Source organism: Sphingobacterium prati (assembly GCF_013167215.1).
In the GTDB taxonomy this organism is placed as follows: Bacteria; Bacteroidota; Bacteroidia; order Sphingobacteriales; family Sphingobacteriaceae; genus Sphingobacterium; species Sphingobacterium prati.
This window is the reverse complement of the sequence record NZ_JABJWY010000024.1, coordinates 217259-236985: the sequence shown is the minus strand read 5'-3', so window position 1 is coordinate 236985 and position 19727 is coordinate 217259. Positions and strand designations below refer to the sequence as shown.

Sequence of the window (19727 nt, the reverse complement as noted above, 5' to 3'; positions counted from 1 at the left end):
TCATGCAAATAGCTGAAAAAATACAAACAGTAAGGGTGGACACAGAAGTTGTGCACACGCAGAAATGGACGCTCCGCCAACGGATTGCTTTTCGGGTCAGTTTTATCTTTTTTATCATTATTTCCATTCCCAATAGCGTCTTGTGGTACAAACATATATTTGCCATAAACTGGTTAAACCTGGATTACAGAGACCTTTATGATATCTGCCGTTTTGGTTCGGGAGTCAGCTGGTTTGGACGTAGCACTTTTGGCAGCCGGCTAGAAGGTTATAGTATCTGGGTAAATACCTTCTTTTTCGCGCTCTTTGTGGGACTGCTTTGGACGGGTGTAGCCAAGCTGCTGAAAAAGGAGAAGATCAGTTACAATAGGTTATATTATTGGCTCAACGTTATTGTAAGATACCGCGCGGGTCTGGGCATCATTGGTTTTGGATTTACCAAACTATTTCCGGTACAGATGCCTTATCCGTCCTATGGGATTCTCGATACTGACTATGGTGATTTGACCGCCCAAAAGATTTTTTGGCTTTCCTTTGGTATCGTACCTTGGTATCAGGTGTTTGCGGGTGTTCTGGAAGTGACGGCAGGTACGCTACTGCTCTTTAGACGTAGCGTAGCGATTGGTGCGGTCCTATTGGTTGGTGCATTGGGCGCTATTGTTGTGGTCAACTTTGCCTATGACGGTGGCGTGCATGTGTATAGTTCATACTTTGTCCTGTTGAGCCTATTCCTGCTCGTACCCTACTTTGGGCCCTACTACCAGGTTTTTATTCGCGAACAGCCGGCGCGTGTGGCGCTATTTTTTCCGAGTTTCAAAGGCAGGCTCAACGAAATTAGAATTGGACTTAAAGGGGTGATTATCTTTATCTTTTTGATCGTTTTCTTCTATCTGCAATATGTTGATTTTAGGTACGACCCTTATAAACAACCTTCTACAGCAGGCCTGCAGGCGCTGCGTGGAAATTATGATGTGACGGAATTCCGTCTCAATGGGCAAGTGCGGCCATTTAACCCCTATGATAGCCTGCGCTGGCAGTCCGCTACTTTCGAGAAATGGTCGACCTTGACCTTTAAAGTGAATAGACCCTTAAAATTAGACCTTTCCAATGGGGGTGGGGATCCCAAAAGAGATGTCAACCGAACATTTGAGATATCGGGTGTCGCCGGGGGGCAGCGTGCTTTTCATTATTATGTGGATACCATCAATCAGCGTTTGTACCTGGAAGACAAATATAAACTTATCCCTGATCAGCGCAATATCACCGCTGGTGAAGGGGGCGATGGTGGCGTGCGCAACTACCTGAAGTCGGTAAAGGAGCCGGTAGAAAAGCTGCCGGCGATTTCGCTGGCCGATTGGATGCCTGCGAAAGTGAAAGCTTCCCTGGGTGATGAAGCCAATTACGTCGCGAAACCGGCACGGACAGCACGGCGCCTACGGGAGTTTGCAAAAGCAGATGCGCTCGCAGCAAAAGAAATACGCGAAAGATTTGTGGCTTCCTATAAAATTATTGACGGTGGAAATCGGGTGATTTTAAATGGCATCGATGAACATAGAGATTCTATTTATGTGGTGTTGGATAGAGCCATTAGGGATTATAAGATTTCTCCGGGTAAGTTTGCAGCAGGGCATTATGATCAATAGGAGGAGATTGCTATTTACATGCTGCATGTTATTTATGTGCAGCTGTAAAACCTGTATATCGGCGATCGAGCATAGCCGAAAAGTCAGTCCACGACCTTATGAGGATGATGGTTCCTGGTCTGCTAGAGCAGCGCTGTACCGCTACTCATCCCGCAGACTATTTACCGGATTGACCATCGCTGCTTTGATGGATTGATAACTGACCGTGAGCAGCGTCAGTGCCAGGGCGCCAGATCCCGCGATAAAGAAGATATCCCAGCTAATTTTAATGCGGTAAGTATAGGAGCTGAGCATATGATCCACGATATAATAGGCTATCGGAAATGCAACCAGGCAGGATAAAAGAACCAAAAAAATGAACTCTTTTGATAACATCCTTGTGATGGATACAACAGATGCACCCAATACCTTGCGTACACCGATTTCCTTGGTTCTATTCTCGGCCATGTAAGCTGTCAGACCATATAAGCCCAGGCAGGAGATAAAAATTGTCAATAGGGCAAAAAGGCTGGAAAGCTTGCCCAGTTGCTGAAAATCTTTGAATTTCTCTGCATACTTGGCATCGACAAACGAATACTCAAATGGATAATCGGGATTGAATTCTTTGTAAATTCTCTCCATTCTTGCCAGGGCATCTGCTGTCTCCATATGATCATTTAATCTGATATTGGTTACATTACTGCCTGCAAAGGCACCCTGAATGACAAGTGGCGTGATGGGGTTAAAGGGGGACTCTTGCACAAAGTCTTTGATAACGCCTATGATATGCCAATTTCTCCCGTCAACAACCGTTTTTCCGATAGGATCCTCAAAATTAAATACTTTAGCGGCAGACTCATTGATGATCATTGCTGCAGAGTCACTTGGGAATTTAGCCAGGTCAAAGTCGCGTCCGGCAACGAGTTGCAATCCAGCGGTATGGACTAGATCGTCATCGACGCCCATTCTTGCAAAAATGGTGTTATCATCTTTCGGTTTACCATCCCAACCCATGGAATTATTGCTCCAATTTTCTGTCAGCGGAGAGGACGTCCGTGATACATGGGATGCGATACCTGAACTGCGTAAAGCTTCTTTGATCAGCGAACTTTTTTTACTGATCTCTCCTTGGTCAATAACATGGATAAGTCGGTCTTTGTTGTATCCGATTTCTCTATTCTGCGCATATTTGATTTGTTTTTGGATTGATATCGTCGTGACAATAAGCGTAATGGCAATGCAAAATTGCGAAACAACTAATACTTTACGTGGGTTGAATTTCCGGGGCATATTCAGCAATTTGCCCTTCAATACTTTGGTGGGTAAAAAGGAGGATAGATAGAATGCGGGATAACTACCTGAAATAATGCCTGTCCAAAGTATAAATCCGATGAAAACAGACCAAAAAGGTACATCATTAAATGGAATCGTCAATGCTCTTGAAATTAAATCGCTAAAATAAGGGAGTGCCAGGATGGTAATCAAAAGGGACAAGAGCCCTGAAAATAGCGCGATCAGAACGGATTCGGTCAAGAATTGCCAGATTAACAATCCTTTATTGGCACCTACTACCTTCCGGACGCCAACTTCCTTCGCCCGCTTTTCACTTTGAGCGGTGCTCAAATTCATAAAATTGATGCAGGCAATAATTAAGATAAAGCAGGCAATGGCGATAAATGAACGGACCATTCCAATGCGTTGGGAACTCGGTCTTCCCATTTCGCTGAAGCTGCTGTAAAGCCACTTATCACCGATTGGTTGAATAAAGTTTTGGGCTTTTGTTTCGGTATGTTTTTGCAGGAAGCCTTTTATCGTGTTTTGGAATTGTTCTATATTGGTGTTTTTATTTAGTTCGATATAGGTCTGAATGGAATTATTGCCCCAGTAATCATCGGAATAACCTATTTTCTCCATCAGTGTCCAGGGAACCAAATAGGTTGTGCCCTTCATAAAAGAATTATCAGGTATGTCTTCAATGATCGCAGATACGGTTGAAACCTGGGTACTATCCAGTTTGATGCTCTGGTTGATCGGATCATTATCGCCAAATAGCCGCTCGGCAAAGGATTTGGTTAAAACAATTTGATTTGGGTTTTTCAGCGCTTCCGCAGGATTACCGGCTACAATTTTATAATCAAATATTTTTAAGAACGTACTGTCTACAAAGACACCCGCTTCCTTCGAAAGCTTGGTTTCTCCGTGTGTGATTAGAAAACCTGTGCCTTTATTGACCCTCGTTACTGTCTTGATTTCTGGAAAGTCGGTTTTCAATGCCGCAGCCATTGGCTTGGGGGTATAAAAATGCTGTACTGCATCACCTGCCCATACATCTTTTATGCCAACGGCATAGAGTTGGTCGGTCTTCGTATAAAATCGATCAAAACTAAATTCACTTTTTACCCATAGCATTATCAGCATCGCCGCAGCCATGCCAGCTGCCAGGCCGACAATGTTTATCGCTGTAAAGCCCTTGTTTTTCCTTAGATGTCGAAAGGCGATCTTGAAATAATTTTTGAGCATACCGGTCAGTTTTAGTAGAATTTTTACCAATTCATTTGCCAACTATTTAACCTGTTGAAAATTAATGTATTGTTGTTTTATTAAAACCCGGTTGACTGTCCGTTCCCGGACGCTTTATGTGCGGAAGCGGACAGTAAAGGTAGCGGCATGGGTTATATTTCAATAAAATTTGAATGGATGGGTTATTATACCATGATTGTGTTGTTAATGTATTCTTTACCTGTCCTTAATACTGTATTTGTATTAAAACGTGATATTTATGGCAGACAAAGAGTTATCGATCTAGAAAGTATGCTTGTGAAAACAATAGACGCAGTGCTATTAGCGCGTCTGATGAATGCAGATTACAGTGCTTTTGATGAGATTTATGAGCGCCATTGGAAGACACTCCTGGAAATCGCAATTAAGAAGATAGGAGATATGGATGTGGCCATGGATCTCGTTCAAGACCTCTTTGTGGACCTTTGGCAAAGACGACATATGATTAATATCCACAGTGGATTGCGGGCCTATCTTATTTCAGCATTATATCATAAGCTTTTTCAATATTTTAGAAGGAAGGGAGTACATGAAAAACATGTTGAGCAATATAGCTTAATGCTACAAGATGGCCTACAGGATATGTTTCCGCTCGATGGCTATGAAGAAAACTATACTGAAGTGTTGGTCGCTATCGAACAGTCTATCGTGGAGATGCCCGACCGGATGCGTGCCGTGTTTAACCTGAAATATCAGCGCAGCCTCAGTAACCATGAAATTGCGGAACAATTGGGCATTTCACTACAGACCGTCAAAAATCAATTGAGTAAAGCGCTACAGCTTGTGCGCCAGCAGATACAACAACAACAATTGAATCCTACGGTATTTTTGTCTCTATCGCTTTTGTTTTTCTTTTAGCGAACAGACCGTTCATGAACGAATCTGGTTTGTCGGTCCGGATACGATATCATTAGCGATCTCCTATATCTCAGGAAAATCGGCGAAAACTGTTAAACCATAAAAATGCGGCCGACATCCATTGAGCTTTAATTCGTCAATCCGTGAATTATTTCTTAAATTTAATGGCTCAATAAATCACATCAAACGCTATAAACACCTTATGATGACTAGATCCCTTTTATTGCTATGGTTTTTATTATCTTCGGTATGCTTGTTTTGCCAAACTTTTAAGAACGACAGCGTAAAATCTTTTGTCGATAAATCTATTGAACTTATAGCGGCAAACTCCATTCATAAAGAAAACCTCGAAGTTATTAAACATGAACTTTACAATAAATCCCGAAATCTAAACTCGATTGATGAAACCGCAGCATTATATAAGGATGTATTTAAACAGCTTAATGACTATCATGGCAGTTTAAAATATAAAGGAAAAACCTACGGATGGAACAATCCTAATGTGATGACGAATGGGTATCTAAAGAATAGGATCAACATGGACAAAAGTACATTTAGCCAAGTAATTGATCAGAAAATAGGATATCTCCGAATCGTTGGAAATAGTGATTTTGCGTTTAAAAAAGTAGATAGCATAGCCGATGATATCGTGGCTCATATCAATGACATAAATTCAGTTGAAATTAAGGGCTGGATTATAGACTTGAGATTAAATACTGGCGGAAATATGTATCCGATATTACTCGGTTTGAAAGAGTTTATCGGAAATAACCTGCGCTTTGGTGGTTTTAGGGACGCGGGTAATAAACCTAGCGGCGACTGGGAGATCAAGGCGGGAAAACTGTTGATTGATGGCAATAGGCTGGACAGAAAAACAGCATTGACCTATCCGATTGCAAACGATGTTCCATTGGTTATTTTAACGAGCTGTTATACGGCGAGCGCAGGTGAAATGGCCGCTATATCGTTTATTGGAAGGAATAACACCTTTATTGTGGGCGAAAAGACAGCAAATTATACCACCGCAGTGCTGGGTTTTAAAATAAATGATTATGCTGGTATTAATTTGTCAACAGACTATGTCGTGGACAGGAATCTAAAAGTTTATAAATCCTATATTTCGCCTGATGTTGAAGTCGTGGGTGGCGATAACCTGACAGCATTGAAAAAGGATCATAAAATTATCAAGGCCTTGGAATTATTGGGCCAATAACAAGGAGTTAACCGCTAACAAACAAGCCTTTCAGCATTTACTGAAAGGCTTGTTTGTTTTAGGAAAGTTTTTGAGACAGCGTGCTGAATTTTTTTTAAAATAAACTTTACATAAACTTAATGCATTTAGAATGGTACGATCGCCCGATTGTAGCAACTATAAGGTGTATGCAAGATAGAAAAAGAGAACTGGAAAATTTAATCGAACGGTATTCATCAGGGCGGTTGACGGATATAGAACGTGCACATTTGACAAGTTGGCTACAGGAACTGGATGTGGCTGAAGCGTGTGCGATTGATGTGGCTGAAGTCGAGAAGCAGATGAAAGAAAAAATAGATGCCCGTTTGCGAACCAGCGAACCGGCAAATCAAATCAAGCATCCGTCTTGGCAATTTCTTGTCAGAATTGCGGCGACAGTTATTGTATGTTTCTCATTTGCATGGTATATCTTGGAAGCAAACCGGGGGGATGAACCGCAGCATCGACAGGTTGTAGGCGTTGTGAAGACTGCCGTGAAATCCATACAGATGACTTGCACCGTTTCGCAGGACAGCCTGATTTTACTGCAGGATGGCAGTAAGGTCCATCTCTTGGCAAATTCCAGCATAACATGGATGCAGCCGTTTTCACAAGGCCAGCGTGCGATTCAATTGCAGGGAAAAGCTTTTTTCGAAGTAGCGCATGATACATCCCGTCCATTTACCGTGTTGGCAGATAATATCCTGACAACAGCCTTGGGGACGTCTTTTTGGGTCATTCAGGAGACTAAAAATGCGAAACCTAAGGTACGTCTTGTGACGGGAAGAGTTTCTATTAAAGAGCGCGACGGAGATGGGAAAGAAACGCTGCTTGCGTATTTGTCTCCGGGGCAGACCTGGAAGGCAGCAGTTGTACAGCCGAGAAAGGAACAGGTCTTAAAACTAGAGCAAACGATTACCGAAGAGAGCGTTCCGACGGCATTGGTTTTTCACCACAAACCCTTGGCGGAGGTGATGCCCGCCTTGGCGTCGTTCTACAAAACGACTATTCTCTTTTCTTCAAGTGAGGTCGCAGGGCTATCTTTTTATGGGACCTATACAGCCGAAAATAATATCGGGCAGATTCTTCAGACGATCTGTATCGCAAACGATCTGGAACTTCAGTTTAATGCCGAAACAAATACTTATACGATCGTAAAAAACAGTCAATAGCTATCAATAAAAATTCAATAATGAGCACTCCACAATAGGGGAGCCTGGGAAAACTATGCACAATTATTAATGAAAAATATGCAATTATCTTTAACAACGAAAAGGCCAACTAAGGGGGCTTTATTACTACTACTCGCCATTGCTGCTGGCCACATGGGATTTGCCCAACAGCGTGGAGAACTTGTTGTGATCGTACAGAACGCTGAATCAAAAGGATTAGCGAATGCGACTGTCACCGTGAAGAACAAGCTAGGCAATTTGAAGCGGTCCGGTCAGGCCGATCAGCAGGGGAAAGCAATGTTCAATGATCTTCCTGCGGACAGTAATTATTGTATCTTAGTTACTTACACTGGGATGAAAGCCAAAGAGGAGTGTCAATTCATCGTCAGTTCGGGCAAACGCTCCAGTGTGGTCTTTCAACTGACCGATGCAAACCAGATGGATGAAGTGGTTGTCGTGGGCTATGGCACGCAGAAAAAGACAAATCTCTCCGGAGCTGTTGATCATATCAGTGGCGAGGTGCTTGACAGCCGACCGATTTCAAATGCGGCACAGGGACTCCAGGGAGTATCGCCAAATTTGAACATACAGTTCAATTCTGGCGCACCTGGAGCCGTCCCCAAAATTAATATCCGCGGTATGACATCCATCAATGGTGGCGATCCCCTGATCTTGGTAGACAATGTACCTGTATCTGCGGCCGAATTAATCCGGATTGCACCGCAGGATATTGAATCATTTACTGTTATCAAGGATGCTTCAGCAGCGGCAATTTATGGTGCCCGTGCATCCTTTGGTGTCCTGATCATTACCACCAAAACAGGAAAAGGCGATGTTAAAGTGAATTATTCCAATAATTTTACCTGGAATACACCCACAGTAATGCCCGATAAAATAACTGATCCCTATGTATTTTCACGGTTATTGGAAACTTCCACGGATAATACGCCATGGGATAATGTTAATTATTCGGACCAGTTTTACCAATATGCCAGAGAACGCTCAGACAACCCCTCGATTGCTGGCGTACGCATCAATCCCTCTGATTCCAAAATATGGGAATATATAGGCAACCGGGATTGGACAAGGTATTTCCTTTCGGATTGGAATGCGACCAATACACATGACTTATCTATCTCGGGCTCCAACGAAAAAGTGCAGTACTATATCAGTGGTAGCTACAATCGGCAGAATTCTCCCGTTAAGCTAACAGAGGATTATTTTGACCGTTACAATTTGCGGTCAAAGGTAAACTATAGGCTATCTGATCTGATCTCATTTGGAAATAATACCGTCATCGGCAGCATACGCCGTTTTGAACCTTCTCAGATGAGTTTAGCAGATATTTACAATATTTTTCCAACGTCCTTTGACAAAAATCCAGATGGAACCTGGGCTAATTCTTCAGCAGGTAACATTGCTGCACGGATGGTTGACGGTGGGAAAAGCGATCGTAAATATCTGGATGTGCAATCGACCTTCAATACAGAACTTCGTTTTTTTGGAAATAAATTCAAACTCAATGCCGATTATACCTTTCAGCGCAACTCCTTGAACCGCAATTGGTATACTAAGCAATATGAGATCGGTTACGGACCGAATGATGTTCGCAAAGAGGGGAGTACCGGCGCTTATCGTGAAGCGGGCTTTTCTTACTACAACGTATATAATATATATGGGACCTATATGCAGTCTTTTAACAAGCATCAGGTCAATGCGGTACTGGGATTTAACCAGGAAGACTACAGGTATGAACTCATTAATGCCGAACGGGCCGGTTTGATTTCTGAATCTTTTCCAACAATTCAATTTGCAACCGGAACAATGAAAATGGGTGAAGCTATTGATACTTATGCCCTGCGTGGTGCATTCTATCGGTTGAATTACACCTATGATGATAAGTATATTGTCGAATTCAACGGGCGCTACGATGGTTCTTCCCGTTTTCCGAAGAGCAAACGTTTTGGCTTTTTTCCTTCGGGATCTGTTGCCTGGCGCTTAGATCGTGAAAATTTTATGTCATCCCTCTCAGGACTTGACCTATTGAAGGTCAGGGCATCCTATGGTCAACTGGGCAATCAGTCTGTCTCCAACTACGGCTATCTCCCTTCGATGGAAAAGGAGGATTCGGATTACCTGTTCGGAACTGAACGCGGTATCTTTATTCAGGTTCCTTCCTTGGTTTCCCCAAATTATACTTGGGAGAAGGTCAACACGGTGAATGTCGGTCTAGACCTGGCAGTACTCAAAAACAAATTGTCCGCGAGTTTTGATTATTATTCAAGACGCACCATGGGCATGTTGACGCTGGGAAGGGATTTACCGAATATATTGGGCGCGAATGAGCCAAGAGAAAATGCTGCTGACTTAAAAACCAATGGTTGGGAACTGACCGTCAATTTTCAGGATCGTTTCGAATTGGCCAATGCGCCGCTACGCTTCAGCGCTAAATTGTTGCTATCGGATTCACAATCCAAAATTACACGTTTCGACAATCCGAATAAAAGCATCTTGCAATATTATGAGGGTATGCAAATGGGGGAGATCTGGGGTTTGCAAAGTAATGGCTTGTTTAAAGACAAAGCGGAGATCGCCAAGTTGGATCAGACATCCATCATTCCTTGGGGAGCATTGTCTATCGTACCGGGATGGCCGACTTATGTGGATCAGGATGGCAACGGTAAAATTGAAAAGGGATATACACTGGGGGATACCAAAGATCTCAAGCGCATAGGTAATTCGACTCCGCGCTACCAGTTTGGTATCGACCTGTCTGCGGATTGGAAAGGTTTTGATCTACGGGCATTTTTCCAAGGAATCGGCAAGCGCGACTATTACCCACTGGATTACCTGTATTGGGGAGCTTATCAACAGCCTTATGGTAACTTTTACGGGCATTTGCTCGATTTTTATCGTCCGGAGAGCGACTCACCAGCTGAGCGTGCCAAACATTCACAGGCTTACCTCGATCTTGGGCTGGCCGACCAAAACCTCAATTCTGCCTATCCGATATTACAATCCTGGCTTGCAGACCGTAATTTAGGTACCCGCATTGACCAGGCTCAGGGATTGGCCATACCACAGACCAATTATTTGCTGAATGCCGCATATCTACGCCTCAAAAACCTGACCATCGGCTATACCTTGCCCAAGTCATTTACCTCCCGTGCCAAGATCAGCAACCTGCGCGTCTATCTGAGTGGTGAAAATATCATCGAATGGTCTGCTGTGAAACGCTATTTTGATCCAGAGACGCTAAATGAAAATATTTATACAAACCCCACCGCAGGATCAGACCGTGTAGGCAATGGGCTTACCTATCCATTTCAACGGAGTTTTTCTGCCGGTATTCAACTCACATTTTAATTGCATATCATGATAAATAAATATATAAAATTGGCATTTGTATGTTGCACACTTTCGCTCCTCGGAAGCTGTAATGACGACTATTTGGATCGTGTTCCTGAGACTGCGATCAATAATGAAAACTTCTTTAATACAGCGACAGACCTGGAACTGTATATCAATGGCTTGTATGATTTTTCAGGATTAGGAATCTATCAGGCAGATGCCACCACGGATAATGCCAGTACAACGGGTAATACGGAGATCAAGACCATTATGGCCGGTAACGCCTCTGCGGCGACGATTTCAGGGGGCTGGGAATGGGAGCAGCTCCGTAAGATTAATTTCTTTTTGATGCATATGGGCAAGGCAAATATCAGTGAAAGTGAAAAAGCACATTATGAAGGATTGGGACGCTATTTTCGCGCAAGGTTTTATGTTGAAAAAGTACAGCGCTTTTCAGATGTCCCCTGGGTGGATAAAGCCTTGGAGGTAGGTGATACAGATTTCCTCTTTGCCAAACGCGACCCGCGTGCTACTGTTGTCCAAAAAATTATGGAAGACTTTGAATTTGCAGCGCAAAATGTACAGCCAACGATCAAATTAGGAACGGTCAACAAGTGGGTGGTCTTGCAGGAGTATAGCCGCTTTGCGCTTTATGAAGGAACCTTCCGTAAATATCACAATGAACTTGAACTCAAAACTTCGGCAAATGGTTTTTTGACCAAAGCACAGGAACTGAGTGATCAGGTTATGCGGGAAGGCGGTTTTACAATTTATAATAGCGGCAAACCTGATCAGGATTATGGTTCCTTATTCTTTAATGAAAATCTGGAAAACAATAAAGAGGTGGTGTTGGGTCGTTTTTATGCCAACAATGTGCTGAATGCAGATTCATGGCCGGGGATGTTCGGCAATTATGAGTATTATCCGCTACGTGATCTCGTACAGGCTTATTTAATGAAAGATGGTTCTTTTTATTCTGCGCAAGCTGCATATGACAAAAATACCTTTGTCAAGGAATTCCAAAACCGTGATCCTCGTCTGGCACAGACCTATGCCTACCCAGGATGGGAACTGATCTACTCTCATACCTATGCACAGGGCGCAGGTCTATATGTGCAACAGCTGGCCAAAAACTTTTCGGGTTACCATCAGATCAAAGGATTCCAAAATACATTAAGTCTGGAAGTGCGCAATAACCTGGATATTCCGCTATATCGCTATGCAGAGGTCTTATTGAATTTTGCCGAAGCGAAAGCGGAATTGGGGCAGCTGACGCAGGCCGACCTTGATCGCAGTATCAATCTGTTGCGTAAACGGGCGGGCATGCCGGATATGGTCCTCAACGTGGCTATAGACCCAGTAATGGCAATGCGCTACGCTAATGTCGAAAGTAGACAGCGTAATCTGGTATTGGAAATCAGAAGGGAACGTCGGGTGGAACTAGCTTTCGAGGGTTTCCGGTTTACTGATCTGATGCGCTGGAATGTGGGTGAATTATTGAAGAACAAACGTGAAGGGATTTACTTCTCCGGATTGGGACAGCACGATATGACCGGTGATGGTATCCCAGATATTGTTTTACTTTCATCTTCATCGTCCATTCCGGCAATCAAAGAGAAGAATAGTCTGGGAAGAGAATTGCAATATTACCGTGTAGGGCCTTTTGGACAGGATGTGGGCGTGTTTCTATCGGATGGAAACAGCGGCACGGTCGAAACAATAGAAAGCACAGGGACCTTTGAGGTCCCTAAATTCTATTATCGCCCCATACAGCAAGGAGAGATACTTTTAAATGATAATCTTAAACAAATATTTGGTTGGTAATGAAACGTTCAATAGTACTTATTTTATCTTTTTTCTTTGTTGCTTGGTTTCGCTTCGAAACGGTAAAAGCACAGGAATTTAAGTTTGCATTTTTAACAGATATGCATGTCCACAGCGACTCTACCCTTAGTCAGGTAGACCGACGCTTAAGATCCCTGCCATCCCAGGTGGAGCTGATTTTGAGCGGCGGCGATAATGTCGATATCGATAATTTAAAAACAGCTGAGCTATCGCATGGTGAGCAGCGGCTCAAGCAGCTGAAAGATCTTTTTGACCGCACAAAAAAAACTTACCACGTGGCAATTGGTAATCACGACAGACTGCCAGGGAATTTGCGGAACGGCAAAAATGACTTTGCGATCTTTGAAAAGACTTTCGGCCAAACCTATTACACATTTGAACATAAAGGCTGGAAGTTTATCGTATTGAATAGTGTGGAAACCAAGGATAACCACTATGTCATCGGTGAACAGCAGTTGCTATGGTTGCAGGATCTTGTTAAAAATACAGCAAAAGATCAGCCTTTGGTGATTATCTCGCATGTACCTTTTTTATCGGTCTACTATCCTGTGTTGGAAGGACGGTATACTGCTGCGGATACCTTTATGAACCAAAAGCTGGTATTTGATCTCTTTAAAGAACACAGTCTCAAACTGGTGCTGCAAGGGCATATGCACTTATATGAGGAAATTAAAGTCAAGGACGTACAGTTTATAACCGCTGGAGCAGTGTCGGGCAATTGGTGGCATGGGAATTTCGAGGGGACTGCTCCAGGCCACCTTGAAGTGGATGTGAATGGAAAGGACTTTAGCTGGAAATATGTGAAGTAAGCCTAGCCTGTAAAGTAAGCGATACATTGGGCCGCCCGGATTTATTCGGAGCGGCCCTTTTTATATATTTTGAAAGATTTAAAAATAAAATCTACTAGTTTTGTAGATTTTATTTTTTGTTTACTATATTTGTTTATCAACCTAGAGGACAAGCTCATTAAGAAGGGTAGCGATAATGCTGAGCTTTCTTAAAGCTTGTTTTCCTTGAGTATTGGATATCAATTTTTAATTTAATTTGTTATTTATGAACCACAGATTTTATTTACACTCTTTCCAACCAAGAACATTTCAGTTCTCTTGCAAATCCTATTTATCTGATTTAAACATGCGAATGTGTAGCTCACGCTAAAAGAAGGTATTCTTTCTTTGACATGCAGCTTACAGACAAGTAATCAATTGGCGTTGGCACTTGTAATTATTCACTGTTAAAATTTTATCTATGAAAAATAGCGTATGGAAGTACGCCGTGACAATTTTTTTGTCACATGGTTTGCTATTGCCTGTATTTTCGCAGCAATCCGAGCCGCTTATCAACGCGACACTAAAAGGCGTTGTGTTGGATTCGATCAGCAAGCAGCCGATTGAGGGGGTTACGATTAAGCTCGAAGGTGTCACACACCAGGTTAAGACCGATGCGTCGGGGAGGTTTCAATTTGTCACAGGACAGCGGTTACCCCTGGCCTTTTCAACTTCATTTTTAGGCTACAAAGGTCGCAAGATCACCGCCAGGGAGGCGCAGATCCAAATCTTGCTGCAGCCAGCGGTATCGGATCTGGACGAGGTGGTGGTCGTGGGCTACGGCACCCAGAAAAGAAAGGACTTAACAGGATCAGTCGCCAAGATCGACGCCGCCGAAGTCAACAAAATTCCTGTGGCTAGTTTCGACGCCCAGCTGCAGGGGAAGCTCCCCGGCGTGCAGGTCTCGACAAATTCAGGTGTACCCGGGGAAAGTATCTTTTTGCGGGTGCGGGGAACAACCTCCATCAACTCGAGCAGCGATCCGCTGTACATTATTGATGGTGTATTCTTAAATAATACCTCGCTCCAGAATATTGGCCTTGGCGGAAGGACTAGCTCACCGCTGACGGATATCAATCCTGCTGATATCGAATCGATCGAAGTGCTTAAAGATGCTTCCGCAACAGCGATCTATGGTTCTCGTGGCGCCAATGGGGTAATTATCATTACCACAAAAAAGGGGAGCTATGGCAGCCGTACCAAGATCAACCTCAGCCTGCAGGCCGGATGGGCCGAAGCAAATAAATCTTTACTCCCTGAACTTGCGAATGGCCCCGAGACAGCGACCTTGGCCAATGAGTGGTGGATCAATTCAGGCCTGGATAATCCGGCGTTAAAGCAGACTTTTGCCAACAGACCTTATCGCCCTATTTCGGAAGGGGGGAAAGGGAACCCTGAAGACCAGCCAACTTATGACCGGCTGGGATTCCTACTACGACATGGTAAGCTGCAGGATTATAATATAGGTATTCAGGGCGGCGGTGATAAATCCCGGTTCTACATTGGCGCAGGGTACACAGGACAGGAGGCCTTTATCAAGGTGATCGATTTCTCCCGTGCCAACCTCAAGTTTAACTTCGACCAGCAAATCAATAGCCGGGTAAAAATTGGCCTCACAAATAATTTTTCAAGAACCTACCGTAATCAGGCGCGCACAGGTGACGGCCCACAGGTCAGTCTCTTCAATTCGGCCGTTTCCTCGGCAACGAATGTGCCGATCTTCAATACGGATGGATCGCTCAACGGAACAGACAATACTTATACGTTGGTGGACAATTATGATGTCAATACCACCAGTCTGCGGTATGTGGGCAGTGCCTTTGCGGAAATCGATATTCTGAAAGGCCTAAAATTTAAATCCAGCTTCAGCGTGGATTACAATCTCTACGATGAATCGCAATATTGGAACAGCAAAACCAGTATTGGTATAGCCAACAATAATCAGGCGACTTCAGGCATCTCCAGAAATGGCACCTGGATCAACGAACAGACCTTATCCTACCAAAATACATTCGGCAAACATAGCCTCACCGGTATTTTAGGAAATACCTTGCAGAGCAATGTGCTCGATTATAAATACCTGGAAGGAAATGGTTTTGCCAATGACTCCTTCAAGCAAATTTCTTCGGCAGCGAATATTATCGGTTCTGATAATTGGAGCAAGTATACCATTTCATCTTATTTTGGAAGGGTAGGCTATAACTACGCGGATCGGTATTTTGCAGAGGCAACAGTACGGGCAGATGGATCATCTAAATTTGGGGCAAATAACCGCTGGGGTTATTTCCCTGCTTTCTCGGCGGGCTGGCGCATTAGTCAGGAGGCTTTCCTGGCTGATCAAAACTGGTTGAGCGACTTGAAAATACGGGCTTCCTATGGACTGACAGGCAATCAGGCGGGAATAAGCAACTTTGCCGCTAGAGGCTTATGGACAGGCAATGAAAAATATGCGGACAGTTTCGGGAAAATTTCACCAGCTACGGGGCCTTTCCAGCTGGGAAACGATGACCTACGCTGGGAGAAAACGGCCCAGGCTGATCTTGGGCTGGATCTGGCCTTGTTCAAAAACCGCCTGTCCATCACGGTAGATCTATATCATAAATACACTTCGGACCTGCTGCTTGAACGCCCTATTGTCGGTATATCTGGTTTTTCGAAATATTGGGCTAACGTGGGTGAAATCAGCAATAAAGGGTATGAGCTTTCAGTCAGTTCACTCAACGTGAAAACGAAGGATTTTGCCTGGAATACAAGTCTAAACCTATCGGGCAATAAAAATAAAGTAGAAAAATTGCCAACCCAGATCACCCAGTATACCCGCGATTGGGTCATCCTCAAAGAAGGCTCTTCACTCAACTCGTTTTGGCTGTACGAGCAGCTATCTGTTGACCCTCAAACGGGGAATGCCATTTTCGATGGGCAATTGGCTGATGGCTCGTTGCCGACTTCGGCAAGAAAAGTCTTTCGCAATGCCTACCCCAAATTTTATGGCGGTATAGGCAATACGTTTACCTATAAAAACTTTGATCTCGGCGTTGACTTTAGCTTTCAATATGGGAGCTATGCCCTTAACCTCAACCGTTATTTCCGCGAGCGCAACCCAAGTAGTGGCGGTGTATATAAAAACGTGCTGAACCGATGGCAACAGCCCGGAGATGTCACTGATGTACCCCGTCTAACATCCGTAGGACTCAATTATACAATCGATGCGAACAGCCGTTATCTCGAGGATGCTTCATTTTTAAAGCTTAGACAACTGTCTTTTGGCTATAAATTGCCCAAGGAACTGGTGGAGAAAGCAAGACTGACTGCTGCGCGGGTATATTTTGTGGGGTCTAATCTCTTTTTATGGAGCAAATACACGGGTGATCCGGAATCGAACGTGACCAGCAACCCGAATGCACAGGGGATAGGCTCATTTGGAACACCACCCCAACCGCGTACATTTCAGCTTGGCCTAAATGTAACCTTATAACAGTTAACCCTATCAATAATGTTCATGAAAAAAATTATATATCTCATTTTTCCAGTTCTCATCTTTCAGTTCAGCAGCTGCAGCTCTTTTCTGGAGGTCGAGCCTAAAAGTTCGGTATCGGACGAAGTAACCATTGTCGATGAAAGTTCGGCCACAACAGCTGTCCGGGGCATCTATTTGGCATTGCGGTCAAATGATTATTATGGGTACAGCTTTCAGTTACTGGGCTTCTTTTCCGCGGACAATATCGAATACCGCGGCAGTCAGACCGTACACCAAACCCTGACCAATCATACGGTTAAATCGGATCTTGCCGTACTTGCCACCGCCTGGAACCAAATCTATGCGACTATCAACCGTACAAACCATGTAATCGCCAAAGTACCGAATTTAGCATTGACAAACACGTTTACCGAGGCTTTGCGAAATCAGTTGGTCGGCGAGGCTTATTTTGTTCGGGCATTGGCCTATTTTGATTTGGCCAGGACCTGGGGTGGTGTGCAGATCGTCCTTCAACCCACGGCTTCCGCAAGCAGCTTGCCACAGGTAAAAAGAAGTTCTTTGGAAGACACTTATGCGCAGGTGTTGCAGGATTTGCAGAAAGCAGAGCAACTGCTGCCCAACGAAACCAACCGTATTCGGGCGACTAAGAAAACAGCGCGTGCATTGTTGGCGAGATTCTATCTCTATCAAAAAAACTGGTCCGAAGCGATTAAATATGCATCCTATATTATCGATGATGATACGAACTATAGCTTGGTGGCACCGTACCGGTCGTTTTACGCCAATAATACGTCCAATACCAAAGAATCGGTATTCGAATTGGTGTATGATATCAACAACACCAGCGGCCAGGCAAGCCAATGGCTGGCTGGAAGCAATGGCGGAACGGCTTGGATACGACCTTCTCAGGGAGTTTATGATCTGCTGGTCGATCCCAATATTGGTGGGGATAGGGCTGGGCTGGTATCCAAAACTTCCTCGTCTACAGATCCGAATATCCTAATTGGTAATCTGTACTACCGAACGGACCGTACCGATCCTGCCTTTTTGATTCGCACGGCCGAACTCTATTTGATCCGGGCCGAGGCCCTAGCCCAACGCAATGGAACAGGGGACCTGACTATAGCGCTGGCTGACTTAAATGCCGTACGCACGCGTGCAAATATTAAACCACTAGTTGGTCTGGGGGCAACGGCACTGTTACAGGCCATAGAGACGGAAAATCGGATAGAATTTGCTTTGGAAAACCACCGTTGGTACGACTTGCTGCGGACCGGAAGGGCACAACAGGTTCTCAACATTTCCTCGGTAAATAGACTTTTGCTTCCGATTCCTTATGCGCAGGTCTCCATAGATCCAGAATTACAACAGAATCCTGGTTTGGATTGATCGGATAGCGCACCCGTTTTTTTCTATTAAATCGTATTGAAATGACAACATTAGCAGACTCTCATTTTTTTAGGCGTTATCGCTCCAATATCTTATATATCGGCCTGATTTTCTTTCTCGTGCTCAGCATCCCTTATGATCCCAATCTGTTTAGGGATACCTCATTCGGCGAGCTGTTTTCATTGGAGAACTGGTTCGGACTGGCGACTTACCGCACTTCCTTTATTCCCGAAAGCCCCTATGTCGGACCTGATGTGCGCGGATATTTCAATTGGGCAATTGCCCTTGGATTAGCCTTATTACTCTTTGCAGCCTTTGGACGAAAATTGAAACAACGTATTCATGCCGATGATGACGCTTTATTTTATTGGCTCCGAGTCCTATTGCGCTATCGCCTGGCTTTGGCGATGACTTTCATCGGACTTGTAAAAATCATCCCCGTACAATTGCCCGAACCGACCATCAGTGAGCTGCATACGGAATATGGCGACTTTCTGCTCTGGAAGCTTTATTATCTGACCAATGGCATTGCGACCGCGGGTTATCTACCCGTGATCGGTGCCCTTGAAATCCTGGGCGGTCTTTTTTTACTTAACCGCCGGACAGCAGTTATCGGCGCGGGTCTGTTGTTGGCGGTATTACTCAATGTCGTGATCGTCAACTATGTGTATGAGATCGGTGAGCAGGTGTACAGTACTTTTTTGCTGCTATTGGCGATCGTCATCTTCTCTTATGACTGGCATCGTTTTTATTGTCTTTTGATTAAAAAGACGGAAACCATTCCCGATGGTTTTTGGCCGGTTTACGGACGTAGGATCGCGGTCATCCGCCCGTACCTTCAAGTATTGTTCTTGCTCCTGATCGCTATATTCAGCGTACAAACTTACCTGAGCTGGAAGAATTCTGACTATCCATTTCCAGATGAAAAAGGTTTGGTAGGTGCGGCTGGAGTATACGATGTGAAAGATTTTGTATGGAAAGGGGATACCTTGCCTTATTCACTGGCGGATAGCATCCGTTGGAAGGATGTTGTTTTTGAAAAGTGGAATACCATCAGCATCCGCGGAAACCGTACGGTAAAAGTCGATAGTCTAAAGCCACGAATCGCCTTCAATCGGGAGCGCAGCTACGAATTTCTGGGTAACGGCGGTCGTGAATTCTTTGGCTATAGCCAAACAAAAGGGAGCGACAAGCAGTCGGTAGCTATTAAACTCACTGGAAAAATCAATTCAGCTCATACCTTTTCGTTTGTGGTCAACCGGCCCGACAAAAAAACGCTGGTACTGGTAGGTACAAATCAGTTTGGAGACTCGTTGCAGGTGCGGCTCGAAAAAGTGCACAAGAGATATCTGCTGCATGAGGGACGTAGAAAACCGATCCGTATTTATTAACCGA

The 19727-nt window shown here is 44.1% G+C and carries 11 protein-coding genes; 10 read left to right on the top strand and 1 reads right to left on the bottom strand.

Annotation, left to right across the window (positions count from 1 at the left end; all coding sequences use genetic code 11):
* Positions 1-2: 2 nt before the first annotated feature.
* On the top strand, positions 3-1643 hold the full coding sequence (locus tag HPC41_RS07075; RefSeq protein WP_216660683.1) for a hypothetical protein: 1641 nt from the start codon (positions 3-5) through the stop codon (positions 1641-1643).
* Between the two features lie 141 nt (positions 1644-1784).
* Here the strand turns inward: HPC41_RS07075 and HPC41_RS07070 are convergent, their stop codons facing one another.
* On the bottom strand, positions 1785-4142 hold the full coding sequence (locus HPC41_RS07070; protein ID WP_172393334.1) for an ABC transporter permease: 2358 nt from the start codon (positions 4140-4142) through the stop codon (positions 1785-1787).
* Between the two features lie 177 nt (positions 4143-4319).
* Here HPC41_RS07070 and HPC41_RS07065 point away from each other — a divergent pair, with 177 nt between their 5' ends.
* The 9 genes from HPC41_RS07065 (at position 4320) to HPC41_RS07025 (ending at position 19723) form a co-directional block, all read left to right on the top strand.
* A complete protein-coding gene (locus HPC41_RS07065; RefSeq protein ID WP_172393333.1) occupies positions 4320-5039 on the top strand; it encodes an RNA polymerase sigma-70 factor in 720 nt (239 codons plus the stop codon).
* A gap of 202 nt (positions 5040-5241) precedes the next feature.
* Entirely contained in the window at positions 5242-6252 is a 1011-nt protein-coding gene (locus HPC41_RS07060) for a S41 family peptidase (protein WP_172393332.1), read from the top strand.
* 167 nt (positions 6253-6419) lie between these two features.
* Complete coding sequence (locus tag HPC41_RS07055) at positions 6420-7442, top strand: FecR family protein (RefSeq protein WP_172393331.1); 1023 nt, start codon at positions 6420-6422, stop codon at positions 7440-7442.
* A 78-nt stretch (positions 7443-7520) separates the two neighbouring features.
* Positions 7521-10808, top strand: a complete 3288-nt coding sequence (locus HPC41_RS07050) for a SusC/RagA family TonB-linked outer membrane protein (RefSeq protein ID WP_246250449.1) — start codon at positions 7521-7523, stop codon at positions 10806-10808.
* Positions 10809-10817: 9 nt separating this feature from the next.
* On the top strand, positions 10818-12617 hold the full coding sequence (locus HPC41_RS07045) for a RagB/SusD family nutrient uptake outer membrane protein (RefSeq protein ID WP_172393330.1): 1800 nt from the start codon (positions 10818-10820) through the stop codon (positions 12615-12617).
* A complete protein-coding gene (locus tag HPC41_RS07040) occupies positions 12617-13447 on the top strand; it encodes a metallophosphoesterase family protein (protein WP_172393329.1) in 831 nt (276 codons plus the stop codon). Before HPC41_RS07045 ends, HPC41_RS07040 begins: the two co-directional genes overlap by 1 nt.
* A gap of 439 nt (positions 13448-13886) precedes the next feature.
* On the top strand, positions 13887-16940 hold the full coding sequence (locus HPC41_RS07035) for a SusC/RagA family TonB-linked outer membrane protein (protein WP_172393328.1): 3054 nt from the start codon (positions 13887-13889) through the stop codon (positions 16938-16940).
* A gap of 24 nt (positions 16941-16964) precedes the next feature.
* Positions 16965-18332, top strand: coding sequence for a RagB/SusD family nutrient uptake outer membrane protein (locus HPC41_RS07030; RefSeq protein WP_172393327.1), 1368 nt, complete (start codon positions 16965-16967; stop codon positions 18330-18332).
* Between the two features lie 41 nt (positions 18333-18373).
* Positions 18374-19723 (top strand): beta-carotene 15,15'-monooxygenase, encoded by a 1350-nt coding sequence (locus HPC41_RS07025; RefSeq protein ID WP_172393326.1) that lies wholly within the window; start codon positions 18374-18376, stop codon positions 19721-19723.
* Positions 19724-19727: the final 4 nt, after the last annotated feature.